Origin of the sequence: Streptomyces sp. NPDC018964 (assembly GCF_044390325.1) — a bacterium.
Classification (GTDB): domain Bacteria; phylum Actinomycetota; class Actinomycetes; order Streptomycetales; family Streptomycetaceae; genus Streptomyces.
Map to the genome: position 1 here is coordinate 563,288 of NZ_JBIRYZ010000001.1, position 14,250 is coordinate 577,537.

Consider the following 14,250-nt stretch of genomic DNA (forward strand, 5'->3'; position numbering starts at 1 on the left):
GGACGGGGATCCTCAGGCTCGCAGATGCGCGAGCACCTCGTCGTCGAGGGGGTAAGGACGCTCCTCGGGCAGCAGCCCGGCCGCACGGTCGAGCTCCCCCTCCCGCACCAGGGCATGGATCTCCGTGGCGAGCGGTGTCACGTCCTCGATGCCCACGATCCACTCGTCCGCGTACCGCGCGGCCGCCTCCCCGGCGAGCCCCAGCTGGAGCGAGCGATACGGCAACGGGTCGAGACGCAGATCCCGTTCCGGATCCCACTGCACCCGCGCGGGTGCCTTCCGCAGCTCCCGCTTCCAGGTGCCGCCGTCGCCGTGCAGGGCGGGCACGTAGTGCGACAGACACGCGTTCCGCAGCGCCCACACGAACCCCTCCCGGCTGATCTCCACGGCCAGCACGGTCTCCTGGTCCTTCTTCGTGCCCCATCCGCAGCGGTACATCATCCACAGGAACGACGGCTTGATCCACGTCATGCGCTCCCTGCTCCACGACGCCGGGAAGCGGCCGTGGCGTGCCGCCGCGTGGCCTATCTTCGGGCGGTAAGCCTGGTAGACGGTGAGGGTGGACCCGGTGTGGCGGGCGCGCACCTCGAATCTCGGGTGCTGTTCGGTCGGCTGATCGTTCACGGTGTACAGCCTCGGCCGCGCGACAGGGCGAAGGCCAGTGAATATCCGCGCACGCCCCTTGGCCACGCACGTCCCATGGCCGACACCGAGCCGATGACGCAGCGGGCGGAGCTCACGACCGTGGGGAACCGGCCGGCCGTGGACGGGCTCGTCACCGAGTACGCGGTGGCCGTGGCCGGCGGGCCGCGCCGGGCAGGACGGCGCCTTCGCGATGCCGCGCGCGGACGACGGCTGACGGCTGAGCGAGGTGGTCGTACGGGAGAAGTGGCGCCGCCCGACCGGCGGGCGGCTCCTGTGACCGGCCGAGCCCCGAGCGCGCTGTACCGGATCACCGGGGGGACGCACACTGGAGGCACCACGGGGTAGGGAGCCGCCTATGAAGACGCTCGGCCACTGGCCCACCTCCCCCTGGCGGCGCTCGACCGTCGCCGCGGTCGTGGGCGCCCTGCCCGTCCTGGCCTTTCCCGCCCCGTCCCTGTGGTGGTTCGCCTACGTCGCCCTGGTCCCGTGGGTGCTGCTGGCCCGTACCGCTCCCACGGGGAGACGGGCGGCCCTCGACGGCTGGTGGGGCGGATTCGGCTTCATGCTGGCCATGCACCACTGGCTGCTGCCCAATCTGCACGTGTTCACGTTCGTCATCGCCGCCCTGCTGGGCGCGCTGTGGGCGCCGTGGGGGTGGCTGGTGCGGCGGCTGCTCGGCGGGGTGCCGTCGCGCGGGCGGGTCGCGGCCGCGCTCGTCGTGCTGCCGTCGGGGTGGCTGGCGGTCGAACTCGTCCGCTCCTGGCAGGGGCTCGGTGGCCCCTGGGGCGTGCTCGGCGCGAGCCAGTGGCAGGTGGGGGCCGCGCTGCGGCTGGCGTCGGTCGGAGGAGTGTGGCTGCTCAGTTTCCTGGTGGTGGCCCTGAACGTCGCCGTGGCCGTGCTGGTCGCGGTCCGGCGGGCCCGGGTGCCCGCCCTGGCCGGGCTCGTCGCCGCGGCCGCCGTCGCCTCCGCCGCCTGGGTGTTCTCGCCCCGGCCCGGCACCGACGACCGGGTGCGGATCGCCCTCGTGCAGCCGGGTGTCGTCGCCGGGCCCGACAGCGCGGACCGGCGTTTCGACCTCGAGGAACGGCTCACCCGCGAGCTCGCCGGGCAGGACGTGGACCTGGTCGTCTGGGGTGAGAGCAGCGTCGGCTTCGACCTCGGGGCCCGGCCCGACCTCGCGCGGCGGCTGGCCGCGCTGGCCCGCGATACGGGCGCCGGACTCCTGGTCAACGTGGACGCCCGGCGGTCGGACAAGCCCGGCATCTACAAGAGCTCGGTACTGATCGGCCCGGACGGCCCGACCGGCGACCGGTACGACAAGATGCGGCTGGTCCCGTTCGGCGAGTACGTCCCGGCCCGCTCCCTGCTGGGCTGGGCGACCTCCGTCGGCGAGGCGGCCGGCGAGGACCGCCGGCAGGGCTCCGAGCAGGTGGTGATGGACGCGGGGAACGGGCTGCGGATCGGCCCGATGGTGTGTTTCGAGTCCGCGTTCCCCGACATGAGCCGGCACCTCGCCGAGGACGGCGCCGAGGTGCTGCTCGCCCAGTCCTCCACGTCGACGTTCCAGCAGAGCTGGGCGCCCGCGCAGCACGCCTCGCTCGGCGCGCTGCGGGCCGCCGAGACCGGCCGCCCGATGGTGCACGCGACCCTGACGGGCGTCTCCGCGGTGTACGGGCCGGGCGGGGAGCCCGTCGGCCCGCGGCTCGGCACGGACACCGCCGCCGCGCGGGTGTACGAGGTTCCGCTGGCGCACGGCACCACGCCCTACGTCCGCTTCGGCGACTGGGCGCTGTACGGGGCTCCCGTGATCCTCGTGGTCTGGGGCGTCGCCGAGGCGCTGCGGGTCAGGCGGGGCGCTCGTGGACCGCTCGCACCACCCGCTCGCACAGCTCATGGGTCGCCAGCGCGTCCCGGGCGCTGAGCACCTCGCCCGCGCGGACCGCGTCCAGGAAGGCGAGCACCGCCTGCTCGATGCCGCGCTGCCGCGACACCGGGACCCAGTCGCCGCGCCGGCGCACGGTGGGCTGTCCCTTGTGGTCGATCACCTCGGCGAGGTTGACCACCTGACGCTTGGTGTCCTGCCCGGAGACCTCGAGGATCTCCTCGGCCGAGCCGCTGAGCCGGTTCATCACGCCGAGCGCGGTGAAGCCGTCCCCGGAGAGCTGGAGCACCACGTGGTGCAGCAGCCCGTTCTCGGTGCGGGCGCGCACGGTCACGTCGTCGACCGTGCCGGGCACCAGGAAGCGCAGGGTGTCGACGACGTGGATGAAGTCGTCGAGGATCATCGTGCGGGGGTCCTCGGGCAGTCCGACGCGGTTCTTCTGCATGAGGATCAGCTCGCGCGGGTGGTCGGCGCACTGGACGTAGCCGGGGGCGAAGCGCCGGTTGAAGCCGACGGCGAGGCTCGTGCCCCGTTCCTCGGCGAGCGCCACCAGCCGCTCGGAGTCGGCGAGTTCGTAGGCGAGCGGCTTGTCGACGTACGTCGGCACGCCCGCCTCCAGGAGCCGGGTCACGATCTCGGGGTGGACCTCGGTGGGCGCGTGCACGAAGGCCGCGTCGAGGTCCTGGGCGATCAGGGAGGCGAGGTCCGCGTGGCGCCGCGCGGGCGGGAGGTGGAGGCCGTCGGCGACCCGGTCGAGGGTCGCGGGGGTGCGGGTCTGCAGGTGCAGTTCCACTCCGGGCTGGTGGGCGAGCACCGGGAGGTAGGCCTTCTGCGCGATGTCACCGAGTCCGATGCAGCCGACCTTCACGGGGTGTTCTCCTCTAGCCCTTGCCTTGCGTGGTGTGCTGCGAAGCATACGGCTGCCGCGGCGGCCGCCAGTCGGCGATCGAGTCGAAGCCGCGCAGGAGCAGGGCCGGTCCGGCCTTCGACAACGCGGCGACCGCCTGGTCGCGTACGGCGACGCCGACGCGGTCGGTCATCAGGTTGAAGCGGGCCACCCTCACGGCCCGGCGGGCGATCCGGGTGGTGCGGGGCAGCCGGGCCGCGGTGTAGGCGGGCAGGTCACCGGCGTGGTGGGCGAGGGTGATCGCGTCCTCGATGGCCTGGTTGCCGCCCTGGCCCAGGGTCGGTGGCATGGCGTGCGCGGCGTCGCCGACCAGGGCCACCCGGCCGTGATGGTGGGTGGGCAGCGGCTCGGCGATGTGGTGGACGTCGTGACGGAGTACGTCCTCGGGGCGGGTGGCGGCCAGTACCTCGGGGATCGGGGTGTGCCAGTCGCCGTAGAGCCGCAGCAGTTCGGCCCGCTCGTCGTCGGGGGCGTGCTCTCCGGCGGGGGCCACGGCGGCGGCGTAGGCGTAGATTCGGCCGTCCTTGAGCGGATGCGTGCCCCAGATGCGGCCCCGGCCCCAGGTCTCGTGGGAGGCGAACTCCGCGCCGGGCAGCGGGATCACCATCCGCCAGGTGGTGAACCCGGCGTACACGGGCCCGGGGTGGCCGGGGAACAGCACGCGGCGTACGGCGGAGTGGATGCCGTCGGCGGCCACCACGAGGTCGGCCTCCAGTTCGCCGTCGGGGGTGCCGACGCGGGCCGGCCTGCCGGGGTCGCCGGGGACACCGGGGTCGAGGAGGCGGGCGTCGGTGGCCGTGCGGACGGCGTCCGGTGGGAGCAGTGCGGCCAGGCGGCCGACGAGGGTGGCGCGGTGCAGCAGGACGAGGGGGCCGCCGAAGCGCTCGGCCGCCGCGGCGGCGCTGGTACGGGACAGCCACCGTCCGCCCGGCGCGCGCAGCCCTCCGTCGCCCTGCCAGGCGGACAGGGCGCGGATGTCGTCACCGAGGCCGATCACGTCGAGGCCGCGCAGCGCGTTGGGGGCCAGGGAGATGGCCGCGCCGACCGGTTCCAGCGAGCCGGCCCGCTCCAGCACCGTCACGCGCACACCGCGCCGGTGCAGGGCGGCCGCCGCGGTCAGGCCGCCGATCCCTCCGCCGATGACGACCGCCCGCTCGATCCGCGTCATGACTCCTCCTCGCACCCCACCTGGACTACATCTGTAGTGAACGCAGGACTCCAACGTACTACACCTGTAGTGAGGTGGGTAGTTTGACCTCCATGTCCGTACGCACCGCAGGCGCCGCCCGTGCCGATCTCGTCGCCGACACCGCCCTCGCCCTGCTCGCCGAACGCGGGATGCGCGGCCTCACCCACCGGGCGGTCGACGAGGCAGCCGGACTCCCCCAGGGGTCCACCTCGAACCTGGCGCGCACCCGTCAGGCACTCCTCGATCTGGCGGTACGGCGGCTCGCCGAGCGGGAGGCGCGGGTCCTCGCACTGCACGAGATGCCCGACCCACGGGCCGGCGCCGGCTCACTGGTGGACGCCCTGGCGCTGGCCACGCACCGCGCGCTGACCCGTAACCGGGCGCTGACGATCGCCCGCTACGAGCTGGCCCTGGAGGCCACCCGCCGCCCCGAGCTGCGGGCGCACTTCGACGCGGCCGGCGCCCGCTTCCGCGATCAGCTGACCGCCCTCGTCACCGGGCTGGGCTCGACGGACCCCGACCGTCATTCCCTGTCGCTGATCGCCTGGGCGGACGGCCTGATGTTCTCCTGCGTGGCCGGTTCCTTCAGCGCACGCGTACCGAGCCTCGCGGAGGTGCGCGCGGACCTCGGGGAACTGCTGGCGGGAATGCTCGGCACCGAAAAGCCCTGGTGAAGGAAGCTCACGCCGGGCAAGGATGGCGGCATGACGACCGAACGCAGTGAACCCGCCGTCGACGCCGACGAACGCACCATGCTGGAGGGGTGGCTCGACTACCACCGCGGCACCCTCGCCCAGAAGTGCGAAGGACTGACCGACGAGCAACTGCGCACCGCGTCGGTGCCACCCTCGGAGCTGTCCCTGATGGGCCTGGTACGGCACATGTCGGAGGTGGAGCGAAGCTGGTTCCGCAGGGTGCTCGCGGGCGAGGACGCCGGCCCCCTGTACTACAGCGAGGCCGACCGGGACGGCGAGTTCCATCCGACCGAGGCGGACACCTGGCAGGAGGCGTACGCGACCTGGCAGTCCGAGATAGGCGCCGCCCGGCGCAACGCGGCCGGCTTCGCCCTCGACGATCCGTCCCGGGGCCGCCACCGGTTCAGCGAGGATCCGTACACCCTGCGTTGGATCTACACCCACATGATCGAGGAGTACGCGCGTCACAACGGCCACGCCGATCTGCTCCGCGAGCGCATCGACGGCGCCACCGGCGACTGACGTCACCCGCGGGACATCCGAAAGCCCCCGTACGGGGCGGGAGATCACCCGTGCGGGGCATGCTGTGCCGGTCCGGCCTCCCCCGGGCGGCCGGAGCCAGCAGAGTGGCGCGGGTGCATCGAACGACGACCACAGCAGCGCTTCTGGTGACCGTGGCTGTCTCGGCCCTCTCGGGCTGCGTGACGGTCCACCGTCCCCTCGCGCCCGGACCGGCGACGGCACCGTCGCGGGGGACGGAGCCACGTCCGGTCGGGGGGAACGAGACGGAGCTCGTGCAGGCACCGGCGCGCGAGGCCCTGGAGATGATCGGCCCGTCCCAGCCCTCGAAGACGCCCGCGCCCCCGTCGCACCGTGCCGCTCCCCGGGCCACCCCGGAGCGGGAGACACCGTCCGGCGACCGGAGCGGGCAGGTCCGGCCCACGCGCCCGAGAACCGGCGGGAGCCGTCGGCCGCGGCCTCCCGCGACGGACCTCCCCGACGTGGCGGAGCCGACGCGCCGTGGCACCCCCGGCGCACCGGACGTGTGCGCGCTGGGCAGGCAGTACGGCGGCTGGCGCCCGGACAGCCCGGAGGCGACCATCTGCGAGGAGGCGTACGGAGGCCGAACCGACCGGAGCGCGCACGGACGCCGGTCCTAGGAACGCGACCCCGGCGGCAGCCGGCCCCCGGGCGTCCCGTCCTCGTCCAGCCGGATCTCCAGCCGCCGGATGGCGGCCCGCACGCCCTCGCCGTAGCGGTCGTCGGCCAGGGTGCGGGCCGCGCCCCGGGCCCGGTGGAGATGGGTGCGGGCGGCGTCGGGGCGGCCGAGGCGGGCGTAGTCGGCGGCCAGGTTCAGCTGCAGGGACGGGTAGAGCGCGCGCACGGCGGGGGAACCCTCGTACGCGTCGACGCGGTCGTCCGCGACCTCCTCGGCCGCCGTCAGCGCCCGCAGGTCCCAGGCCAGTTCGTCCTCGGGGTCGTCCTGTGTGTCGGCGAGGTAGTGGGCCAGGGTGCAGCGGTGCAGCGGGTCCCCGTGCTCGCCGATCTCCGCCCACAGGCCGAGCAGCCGGTGCCGGGCCTCCTCGCGGTCCCCCGCGTGGTGCAGCATCACGACCTGACCGATCCGTGTGAGCACGGCGTCCGGTGCCGCCCGCTCCTGTCGCTCCGCCACCATGCCCTCCGCACCGCTCGCCGTCTGTCGCCCCCGACGCTAGCCGCAGGCCGGGGCAATACCGGACAAGCCGCTCCGTGGTATCCCGAGCGGGCCGGATGCGGGGCCGACGGAGCGGCCCGCACCCGGCGGGGCGGTGTCAGCCCAGGTCCGGGATCGTCCAGTCGATCGGCTCGTGGCCCTGCGCGGCCACCGCCTCGTTGATCTGCGTGAACGGCCGGGACCCGAAGAACTTCTTCGCGGACAGCGGCGAGGGGTGCGCCCCCTTGACCACCACGTGCCGGCTCTGGTCGATCAGCGGCAGCTTCTTCTGCGCGTAGTTGCCCCACAGCACGAAGACCGCCGGGTCGGGGCGGTCCGCCACCGCGCGGATCACCGCGTCGGTGAACTGCTCCCAGCCCTTGCCCTTGTGCGAGTTGGCCTCACCGGCGCGGACCGTGAGCACCGCGTTGAGCAGCAGCACGCCCTGCTCGGCCCACGGCATCAGGTAGCCGTTGTCCGGGATCGGCGTGCCCAGTTCGGCGTGCATCTCCTTGTAGATGTTGCGCAGGGACGGGGGGATCCTCACGCCCGGGCGGACGGAGAAGCACAGGCCGTGCCCCTGCCCCTCGCCGTGGTAGGGGTCCTGGCCGAGGACCAGGACCTTCACCTTGTCGTACGGCGTGGCCTCCAGCGCCGCGAAGACCTCCTCGCGGGGCGGGTAGACCGGACCGTTCGCCCGCTCCTCCTCGACGAACTCGGTCAGCTCCTTGAAGTAGGGCCGCTGCAGCTCGTCGCCCAGAACCCCGCGCCAGGACTCGGGCAGCATGGCGATGTCGGTCACGTCAATGTCCTTACGTGTGCGGTCGCTTCCAGACCACAGAACCTACAGGCGACCACTGACAACCCGCCCGGCGAACGGTCGCGTCCGGCTCTACCAGCTCGTCTTCCGGGAGAGCTCCCACATCGTCATGATCGTGGACGGGTCCAGCGCCCGCTCCGCGCCCGAGATGTCCCGGCTCGCCGCCACGTACGCCCGTCCCTGCCACAGCGGCAGCAGCCGCGCGTCGTCGACGAGGATCCGCTGGGCCTCCTCGAACTGCTTCACCACGTTGCCGCGGTCGCTCTCCCGGCGGGAGCTGGGCAGCAGCTCGGCCGTGATCTCGGTCACCTCGTAGGGCGTGCCGAGCGCGTTCTGCTTGCCCACGAAGGGGGCGATGAAGTTGTCCGCGTCCGGGAAGTCGGGGAACCAGCCGCGCCCGAACACCGGGTACTCGCCCTTCTGGTAACCCTCGACGTACGTCTTCCAGGGGCGGCTCCTGAGCGTGACGTCGAACAGCTTCGACGCCTCCAGCTGGCGCTCGAGCTCCTTGAACTCCAGCGCGGTCTCGGAGCCGTAGCGGTCCGTGGTGTACCAGAGGGTCAGCGGGACCGGCTCGGTGATGCCCGCCCCGGTGAGGATCCGCCGGGCCTTGGCCGCGCTGGGCTCGCCGTAGTCGTCGAAGAAACCGGTGGTGTGCCCGGTCAGGCCCTTGGGGACCATGGAGTACAGCGGGTCGACGGTGTCCTTGTAGACCTTGTGCGCGATCGCCGCGCGGTCGACGACCTGGGCGACGGCCTGCCGCACCTCCTTCTTGCCGGCCCACGGGTCCTTCGGGTTGAACACCAGGTAGTTGATGTCCGTCCCGGTGCCGTCGATCAGCTGGAGCTCCTCCTCCTTGGAGGTCTCGCCCTGGAGATCGATGATGTCGCCCGCCGCCAGACCGCGGTAGGTCAGGTCGATCCGGTCGTCCCGCAGCGCCTTGACCATGGTGCCCGAGTTCTGGAAGTAGCGGATGGTCACCGCGTCGTTCCGGTGCTCGGCGAAGCCCTCGTAGCGGTCGTTGCGGACGAGTTCGGCCTCCTCGCCCTCCTCGTACGACCGGAGGGTGTAGGGGCCCGAGCCGACGACGCCGTCGTCCTCGCGCAGGGCGTCGGCCGGGTAGGCGTCGGGGGCGACGATGGACATCGCCGGGGTGGCCAGCACGAACGGGAAGGTGGCGTCCGGCTTGTTGAGGTAAAAAACGACCTCGCGCTCGCTGGGCGCCTGCACCCGTTCGAGGCTGCCCAGCAGACCTGCCGGACCGCCGTTGACGTCGATCTCCCGGATCCGGTCGATGGAGTGCTTGACGGCCGCGGCGTCGAGGGGGCTGCCGTCGGAGAACGTCAGCCCCTCGCGCAGCTCGCAGCGGAACACCTGGTGGGAGGCGTCGGAGAACTCGCAGCTCCTGGCGGCGTCCGGCTGCGGGGTGCTCGCGCCGACCGGATAGCTCAGCAGGGTCTGGTAGATGTTGCGGAACAGCTCCCAGGAGCTGTCCCAGGAGGCGGCGGGATCCAGCGTGCTGGGCGAGCTGGTGGTTCCCACGACGATGGGTCCCCCGTCGTCCGAGGTGTCCGACGACAGGACGCCGCATCCGGCCACCAAGGACGATATGGACGCGATGGCCGCCACCCGTCGCAGGCATCGGTTCCGGTTGAACACGCGCATGCTCCTCGATCTGCCGTCCCAAGAGTCGGCAGACCATACCGCAGTGTTCGCCCCGTTGACCCCCCTCTGTACGGCCCTTGAGATCAACTCTCCGATGACTACGTTGTCACGCACCGTCGCGATCCCGGCGCGCCGGCGCGGGCGCCGTTCTCGTCGACGGACGCCCGTGCCGGACCGTCGGACAGGGGTCCCGCGCGGGCACGCGCGTCACCCGCGCGGGGCGTGGAACCCTCCCGCGCGGCGCACGTGCCGCACCGCGCGGGAGGTACGGGTTCAGGCGACGCCGGCGTTGAGGAAGATGCCGCCGTCGACGACCAGGGTCTGGCCGGTGATCCAGTCCGACTGGTCCGAGGTGAGGAAGGCGGCGGCGCCGCCGATGTCGGAGGGCACGCCGAGCCGGCCCAGCGGATAGCCGGCGGCGGCCTCCGCCTCCCGGCCCTCGTACAGCGCCTGCGCGAACTTGGTCTTCACCACGGCCGGGGCGATGGCGTTGACCCGCACCCCGGGCGCGAACTCGTGCGCCAGCTGCTGGGTCAGGTTGATCAGCGCGGCCTTGCTGACGCCGTAGGCGGCGATGAACGGCGAGGGCGCGATGCCCGCGACGGAGGCGATGTTGACGATCGCGCCGCCGTTGTCCTTCTGCCAGGCGTGCCAGGTCTTCTGCGCGAAGCCGAGCGCCGAGATCACGTTGGTCTCGAACACCTTGCGCGCCACGTTCAGGTCGAGATCGGCGATCGGCCCGAACACCGGGTTGGTACCGGCGTTGTTGACCAGGTAGTCGATCCGGCCGAAGGCCTCCATCGCACGCTCGACGGCGACGGCCTGGTGGGCCTCGTCGTGCGCCTTGCCGGCGACGTAAACGGCACGGTCGGCGCCGAGCTTGTCGACGGCCTCCTTGAGGGCGTCCTCGCCCCGGCCGGTGATGCAGACCCGGTCGCCGCGCGCGACCAGCGCCTCGGCGACGCCGTAGCCGATGCCGCGGCTGGCACCGGTGATCAGGGCGACCTTGCCCGAGAGTTCCACAGCAGTCATGTTCCCGGTCTTCCTAGTCGAGCGGTCCGCCGGCGACGTACAGCACCTGGCCGGAGACGAAACCGGCCGCCTCGCCGGTGAAGAAGGCGATGGCGTTGGCGATGTCCTCGGGCTCACCGACGCGGGCGACCGGGATCTGGGTGGCGGCGGCGGCCTTGAATTCCTCGAAGCCCATGCCGACGCGGTCGGCGGTGGCCTTGGTCATCTCCGTGGCGATGAAGCCGGGGGCGACGGCGTTGGCGGTCACGCCGAACTTGCCGAGCTCCTTGGCGAGGGTCTTGGTGAAGCCCTGCAGGCCGGCCTTGGCCGCCGAGTAGTTGACCTGGCCGCGGTTGCCGAGCGCGGAGGAGGACGACAGGTTGACGATCCGGCCGAACCCGGCGTCCACCATGTGCTTCTGACAGGCCCTCGACATCAGGAACGCGCCGCGCAGGTGCACGTTCATGACGGTGTCCCAGTCGGAGACGCTCATCTTGAACAGCAGGTTGTCGCGCAGCACGCCCGCGTTGTTGACCAGGACGGTCGGCGCGCCGAGCTCCTCGGCGACGCGCGCGACGGCGGCCTCGACCTGCGCCTCGTCGGAGACGTCGCAGCCGACCGCGATCGCCTTGCCGCCGGCGGCGGTGATCTTCTCGACGGTGTCCTTGCAGGCGGCCTCGTCGAGGTCGATCACGGCGACCGCGCGGCCCTCGGCGGCCAGGCGTACGGCGGTGGCGGCGCCGATGCCGCGCGCGGCGCCGGTGACGACCGCGACCCGCTGCTCAGTGGTGGACATTGCTGCTTCTCCTCGCGCTTGGGATGCGGCTCCTGCGGTCGGACCGGGATCGGTGAGCGACCGCTTAGTACCTTCAGCAGACGTGACGCTAGAAGCACTGGCACCCGGTGTCAACGGCACACCGCGCGTGTGTGATCCATTCCCCGCGCGGCGGCCCTCTTCCGCCCGCCGTGGCCGGGACGCGCCCGGTATCCGCGCGGAGCACCCGATCGGCCCAGCGCTGCGCGCCCTCGCGCCGGGCGGCCCCTAGCGTCGAGACGCGAGCCACCCGCGGCCGGAAAGGAGGCGTTCCATGCGCCGTCGCACCGGTGCCATGGGCACACTGATCGCGCTCGCCGCGATCGTGCCGTTGGCCGACCCCGCCCACGCCCAGGACCTGGACTGCGGCGACTTCACCTATCAGGAGGACGCACAGACCTTCTTCGAAACGGACCGGAGCGATCCGCACCGGCTCGACGAGGACCCGGGTCCGGACGACGGAGTGGCCTGCGAGGCGTTGCCCCGGCGCGGTCTCACCTCGTCCACCTTCCGGCCCGTCCCCTCCGCCCCGGCACCGACGGCCGTTTCGCCCACCCGGTCAGCGTCACCGGCGACCGTTTCGCCCACCCGGTCACCGCTGCCGACGACTGTTTCGCCCACCCGGTCACCATTGCCGACGACCGTTTCGCCCACCCGGACCGTGACCCCCACCACCGCGCCGACGACGCGGTCCGCGCCCGCGCCCCCCACCGCAACACCCACCGCAACACCCTCCGCACCCACGACTCCCGCAGCCGTCGCGCCGACGCGCGGGGTGCGGGGCGGGCTGGGCGGCTCGTCGGAGTCCGGACCGAGCGGCTGGGACCTGGGCGTCGGCGCGACGTTCGTGACGGGCGCCGCGCTCGCGGCCGGACACCTGGTGAGACGCCGTCGGAGCTGACGGGCGGTGGGCCACCGCGGGTGGCCGTCGGCCGGTCGCGCGTGCGCGGCGGAGCGGCCACGCACCACCCGCGGTCACGCACCACCCGCGGTGGCCCACCGCCCCGGTCAGCGCACGAGCAGCTCGAGCAGCCGTTCCGCTTCCGCCGCCGGATCGGCGGTGAGCCCGGTGTGCACGGGACCGGGCTGGACGATGGTGGACCGGGGCGCGATCAGCCAGCGGAAGCGCCGCCCGGCGTCGTCCCCGGCCGCCTGCCCGGCCGCGTCCCCACCCGCGCAGACGCCCTCGACGGCACGCAGCGCGGCCCGGACGCCGGGCAGGTCGGCCTCCGGGTCGAGGGCCAGCAGCCGCGCCTCGTCGAGGTGGGTGCGGGCCGCGACGAACGACTTGGGGCGGCAGTACACGAGCACCCCGGCGTTGACGCACTCACCGCGTTCGACGCGCGGCACGACCCGCAGCAGCGCGTACTCGAAGACGTGCCGGTCGCTCACTGGTCCCCCTCGAGGCCGTGGATGTGCTGGTGGACGGTGGCCGCGCGGGCGATCAGCGGCCGCGCGTAGGCCGACCGGAGCTCGTCCGGGGTGTCGAAGCCCGGCTCGCCGGTCAGCCAGAGGTCGGGGATCTCCGCGGTGACCTCGGCGAGCAGTTCCTCGGTGACCCGCGGCGCGAGCTGGGCCGCGGCGGACTCGATGTCCGGCGCGCAGGACTTCAGAGCGTGGTCGGAGGCGTCGTAGGGGCGGGCTGCGGAGGCCGTGGCGCCGGGCCAGTTGTGATGCCAGATCATGGTCGCGCCGTGGTCGATGAGCCACAGGTCGCCGCGCCACCGGAGCATGTTGGGGTTGCGCCAGGAGCGGTCGACGTTGTTCACCAGCGCATCGAACCAGACGATCCGCCCGGCCTCCTCGGGACCCACCTCGAAGGCGAGCGGATCGAAGCCGAGGGCGCCGGAGAGGAAGTCCATGCCGAGGTTGGTGCCGCCGCTGGACTTCAGCAACCGCTGCACCTCCTGCTCGGGCTCGCCGAGCCCCAGCACGGGGTCGAGTTCGACGGTGACCAGGCGGGGCACCCTCAGTCCCAGCCGACGGGCGAGTTCCCCGCAGACGACCTCGGCGACCAGCGTCTTGCGGCCCTGTCCGGCACCGGTGAACTTGAGGACGTAGGTGCCGAGATCGTCCGCCTCGATCAGTGCCGGCAGCGAGCCGCCCTCGCGCAGCGGCGCGATGAACCGGGTCGCGATGACTTCCTTGAGCATCGCCCCAGGCTACTGGCGCGTCACCGTATGTCGGAGGCGGCCCGTGCGGTCGGCGGCGACCCGTGCGGGAGGGCGCGGCCACGGGCCGGGGCCCGACAGCGAAACGACAGCCGTGGTTTACGCCCGCCCGACCGCGCACAGGCCAAGCTCTCGGTACCGCATGAACGGCGTGGGCCCGCCGACCGTACCTCTCCGCAGATCACGCATCCTCCCCGGAAGGAACACACCGGCATGACCAGCGCATCGCTCAAGTCCGCATCGGGACCCGCCCGTCGAACCGTCGTGGCGGCGGCCGGAACGGCGGGCCTCGCCGTCGCGCTGACCGCGTGCGGGGGCTCCGACGACGACGCGTCGGGCTCCTCCGCGGACTCCGGCTCCACCGGCGCCTCGTCGGACGGCGGCGGCACGAGCGGCGGGGGTTCGGGCGGCGGCGAGAACGCCGGCGCCGGTGCCGACCCGCTCGCCGCGACCGCCGACATCCCCGAGGGCGGCGGAAAGGTCTTCGCCGACCGTAAGGTGGTCGTCACCCAGCCGACGGCGGGCGAGTTCAAGGCGTTCTCGGCGACCTGCACCCACCAGGGGTGCGCGGTGAAGAGCGTCGCCGACGGGGTCATCAACTGCCCCTGCCACAACAGCAACTTCTCCATCAGCGACGGCAGTGTGCAGAGCGGCCCGGCGACCAAGCCGCTGCCCGCCGTGGAGATCACGGTGAGCGGGGACTCGATCACCCTCGCCTGAGCCGTCGGCACCGGGCACGACACGAGAGACGAAGGGGC

The 14,250-nt window shown here is 72.9% G+C and carries 16 protein-coding genes; 6 read left to right on the forward strand and 10 right to left on the reverse strand.

Annotated elements, in window-relative coordinates; translation table 11 throughout:
* Positions 1-12: 12 nt before the first annotated feature.
* The gene (locus ACH5AO_RS02530) at positions 13-624 is read right to left on the reverse strand and encodes a DUF4291 domain-containing protein (RefSeq protein WP_398920965.1); all 612 of its coding nucleotides are present in this window, start codon (positions 622-624) and stop codon (positions 13-15) included.
* 376 nt (positions 625-1,000) lie between these two features.
* Here ACH5AO_RS02530 and lnt point away from each other — a divergent pair, with 376 nt between their 5' ends.
* The gene (gene lnt / locus ACH5AO_RS02535; RefSeq protein ID WP_398920967.1) at positions 1,001-2,566 is read left to right on the forward strand and encodes an apolipoprotein N-acyltransferase; all 1,566 of its coding nucleotides are present in this window, start codon (positions 1,001-1,003) and stop codon (positions 2,564-2,566) included.
* On the opposite strand, the gene ACH5AO_RS02540 is transcribed toward lnt, so the two are convergent.
* The gene (locus ACH5AO_RS02540) at positions 2,490-3,395 is read right to left on the reverse strand and encodes a Gfo/Idh/MocA family protein (protein ID WP_398920969.1); all 906 of its coding nucleotides are present in this window, start codon (positions 3,393-3,395) and stop codon (positions 2,490-2,492) included. The genes lnt and ACH5AO_RS02540 overlap by 77 nt on opposite strands.
* A gap of 13 nt (positions 3,396-3,408) precedes the next feature.
* The gene (locus tag ACH5AO_RS02545) at positions 3,409-4,602 is read right to left on the reverse strand and encodes an FAD-dependent monooxygenase (protein WP_398920971.1); all 1,194 of its coding nucleotides are present in this window, start codon (positions 4,600-4,602) and stop codon (positions 3,409-3,411) included.
* Positions 4,603-4,694: 92 nt separating this feature from the next.
* On the opposite strand from ACH5AO_RS02545, the gene ACH5AO_RS02550 reads away from it, so the two are divergent.
* The 3 genes from ACH5AO_RS02550 (at position 4,695) to ACH5AO_RS02560 (ending at position 6,478) form a co-directional block, all read left to right on the forward strand.
* Positions 4,695-5,297 (forward strand): TetR/AcrR family transcriptional regulator, encoded by a 603-nt coding sequence (locus ACH5AO_RS02550; RefSeq protein WP_398920973.1) that lies wholly within the window; start codon positions 4,695-4,697, stop codon positions 5,295-5,297.
* Positions 5,298-5,327: 30 nt separating this feature from the next.
* Positions 5,328-5,840 carry a DinB family protein gene (locus ACH5AO_RS02555; protein ID WP_398920975.1) on the forward strand — a complete coding sequence of 171 codons (513 nt, stop codon included), beginning with the start codon at positions 5,328-5,330 and terminating at the stop codon, positions 5,838-5,840.
* 479 nt (positions 5,841-6,319) lie between these two features.
* Positions 6,320-6,478: a hypothetical protein gene (locus ACH5AO_RS02560; protein ID WP_398920977.1), complete on the forward strand. Its 159-nt coding sequence runs from the start codon at positions 6,320-6,322 to the stop codon at positions 6,476-6,478.
* Here ACH5AO_RS02560 and ACH5AO_RS02565 read toward each other — a convergent pair.
* The 5 genes from ACH5AO_RS02565 to fabG form a co-directional block, all read right to left on the reverse strand.
* Positions 6,475-6,993, reverse strand: a complete 519-nt coding sequence (locus tag ACH5AO_RS02565; RefSeq protein WP_398920979.1) for a hypothetical protein — start codon at positions 6,991-6,993, stop codon at positions 6,475-6,477. The two genes, ACH5AO_RS02560 and ACH5AO_RS02565, sit on opposite strands and share 4 nt — an antisense overlap.
* Positions 6,994-7,129: 136 nt before the next feature.
* Positions 7,130-7,813: a uracil-DNA glycosylase gene (locus ACH5AO_RS02570; protein ID WP_398920981.1), complete on the reverse strand. Its 684-nt coding sequence runs from the start codon at positions 7,811-7,813 to the stop codon at positions 7,130-7,132.
* A 90-nt stretch (positions 7,814-7,903) separates the two neighbouring features.
* On the reverse strand, positions 7,904-9,496 hold the full coding sequence (locus ACH5AO_RS02575) for an ABC transporter substrate-binding protein (protein WP_398920983.1): 1,593 nt from the start codon (positions 9,494-9,496) through the stop codon (positions 7,904-7,906).
* A 273-nt stretch (positions 9,497-9,769) separates the two neighbouring features.
* Positions 9,770-10,528, reverse strand: a complete 759-nt coding sequence (locus ACH5AO_RS02580) for an SDR family oxidoreductase (RefSeq protein WP_398920985.1) — start codon at positions 10,526-10,528, stop codon at positions 9,770-9,772.
* Between the two features lie 13 nt (positions 10,529-10,541).
* Positions 10,542-11,303, reverse strand: a complete 762-nt coding sequence (fabG, locus tag ACH5AO_RS02585) for a 3-oxoacyl-ACP reductase FabG (protein ID WP_398920987.1) — start codon at positions 11,301-11,303, stop codon at positions 10,542-10,544.
* Positions 11,304-11,595: 292 nt separating this feature from the next.
* Here fabG and ACH5AO_RS02590 point away from each other — a divergent pair, with 292 nt between their 5' ends.
* On the forward strand, positions 11,596-12,222 hold the full coding sequence (locus ACH5AO_RS02590) for an excalibur calcium-binding protein (protein WP_398920989.1): 627 nt from the start codon (positions 11,596-11,598) through the stop codon (positions 12,220-12,222).
* Positions 12,223-12,329: 107 nt separating this feature from the next.
* Here ACH5AO_RS02590 and ACH5AO_RS02595 read toward each other — a convergent pair whose 3' ends face one another.
* The gene (locus ACH5AO_RS02595) at positions 12,330-12,713 is read right to left on the reverse strand and encodes a DUF3037 domain-containing protein (protein ID WP_398920991.1); all 384 of its coding nucleotides are present in this window, start codon (positions 12,711-12,713) and stop codon (positions 12,330-12,332) included.
* Positions 12,710-13,474 (reverse strand): HipA family kinase, encoded by a 765-nt coding sequence (locus ACH5AO_RS02600; RefSeq protein ID WP_398920993.1) that lies wholly within the window; start codon positions 13,472-13,474, stop codon positions 12,710-12,712. The genes ACH5AO_RS02595 and ACH5AO_RS02600 overlap by 4 nt, the downstream gene beginning before the upstream one ends.
* A gap of 231 nt (positions 13,475-13,705) precedes the next feature.
* On the opposite strand from ACH5AO_RS02600, the gene ACH5AO_RS02605 reads away from it, so the two are divergent.
* Positions 13,706-14,212 carry a Rieske (2Fe-2S) protein gene (locus ACH5AO_RS02605; protein WP_398920995.1) on the forward strand — a complete coding sequence of 169 codons (507 nt, stop codon included), beginning with the start codon at positions 13,706-13,708 and terminating at the stop codon, positions 14,210-14,212.
* Positions 14,213-14,250 lie beyond the last annotated feature (38 nt).

Coding starts and splice junctions, on each gene's coding strand:
- ACH5AO_RS02580 (WP_398920985.1), bottom strand. CDS start 10,528: ATGACTGCTGTGGAACTCTCGGGCAAGGTCGCCCTGATCACCGGTGCC.
- ACH5AO_RS02555 (WP_398920975.1), top strand. CDS start 5,328: ATGACGACCGAACGCAGTGAACCCGCCGTCGACGCCGACGAACGCACC.
- ACH5AO_RS02590 (WP_398920989.1), top strand. CDS start 11,596: ATGCGCCGTCGCACCGGTGCCATGGGCACACTGATCGCGCTCGCCGCG.
- ACH5AO_RS02600 (WP_398920993.1), bottom strand. CDS start 13,474: ATGCTCAAGGAAGTCATCGCGACCCGGTTCATCGCGCCGCTGCGCGAG.
- lnt (WP_398920967.1), top strand. CDS start 1,001: ATGAAGACGCTCGGCCACTGGCCCACCTCCCCCTGGCGGCGCTCGACC.
- fabG (WP_398920987.1), bottom strand. CDS start 11,303: ATGTCCACCACTGAGCAGCGGGTCGCGGTCGTCACCGGCGCCGCGCGC.
- ACH5AO_RS02545 (WP_398920971.1), bottom strand. CDS start 4,602: ATGACGCGGATCGAGCGGGCGGTCGTCATCGGCGGAGGGATCGGCGGC.
- ACH5AO_RS02605 (WP_398920995.1), top strand. CDS start 13,706: ATGACCAGCGCATCGCTCAAGTCCGCATCGGGACCCGCCCGTCGAACC.
- ACH5AO_RS02565 (WP_398920979.1), bottom strand. CDS start 6,993: ATGGTGGCGGAGCGACAGGAGCGGGCGGCACCGGACGCCGTGCTCACA.
- ACH5AO_RS02575 (WP_398920983.1), bottom strand. CDS start 9,496: ATGCGCGTGTTCAACCGGAACCGATGCCTGCGACGGGTGGCGGCCATC.
- ACH5AO_RS02550 (WP_398920973.1), top strand. CDS start 4,695: ATGTCCGTACGCACCGCAGGCGCCGCCCGTGCCGATCTCGTCGCCGAC.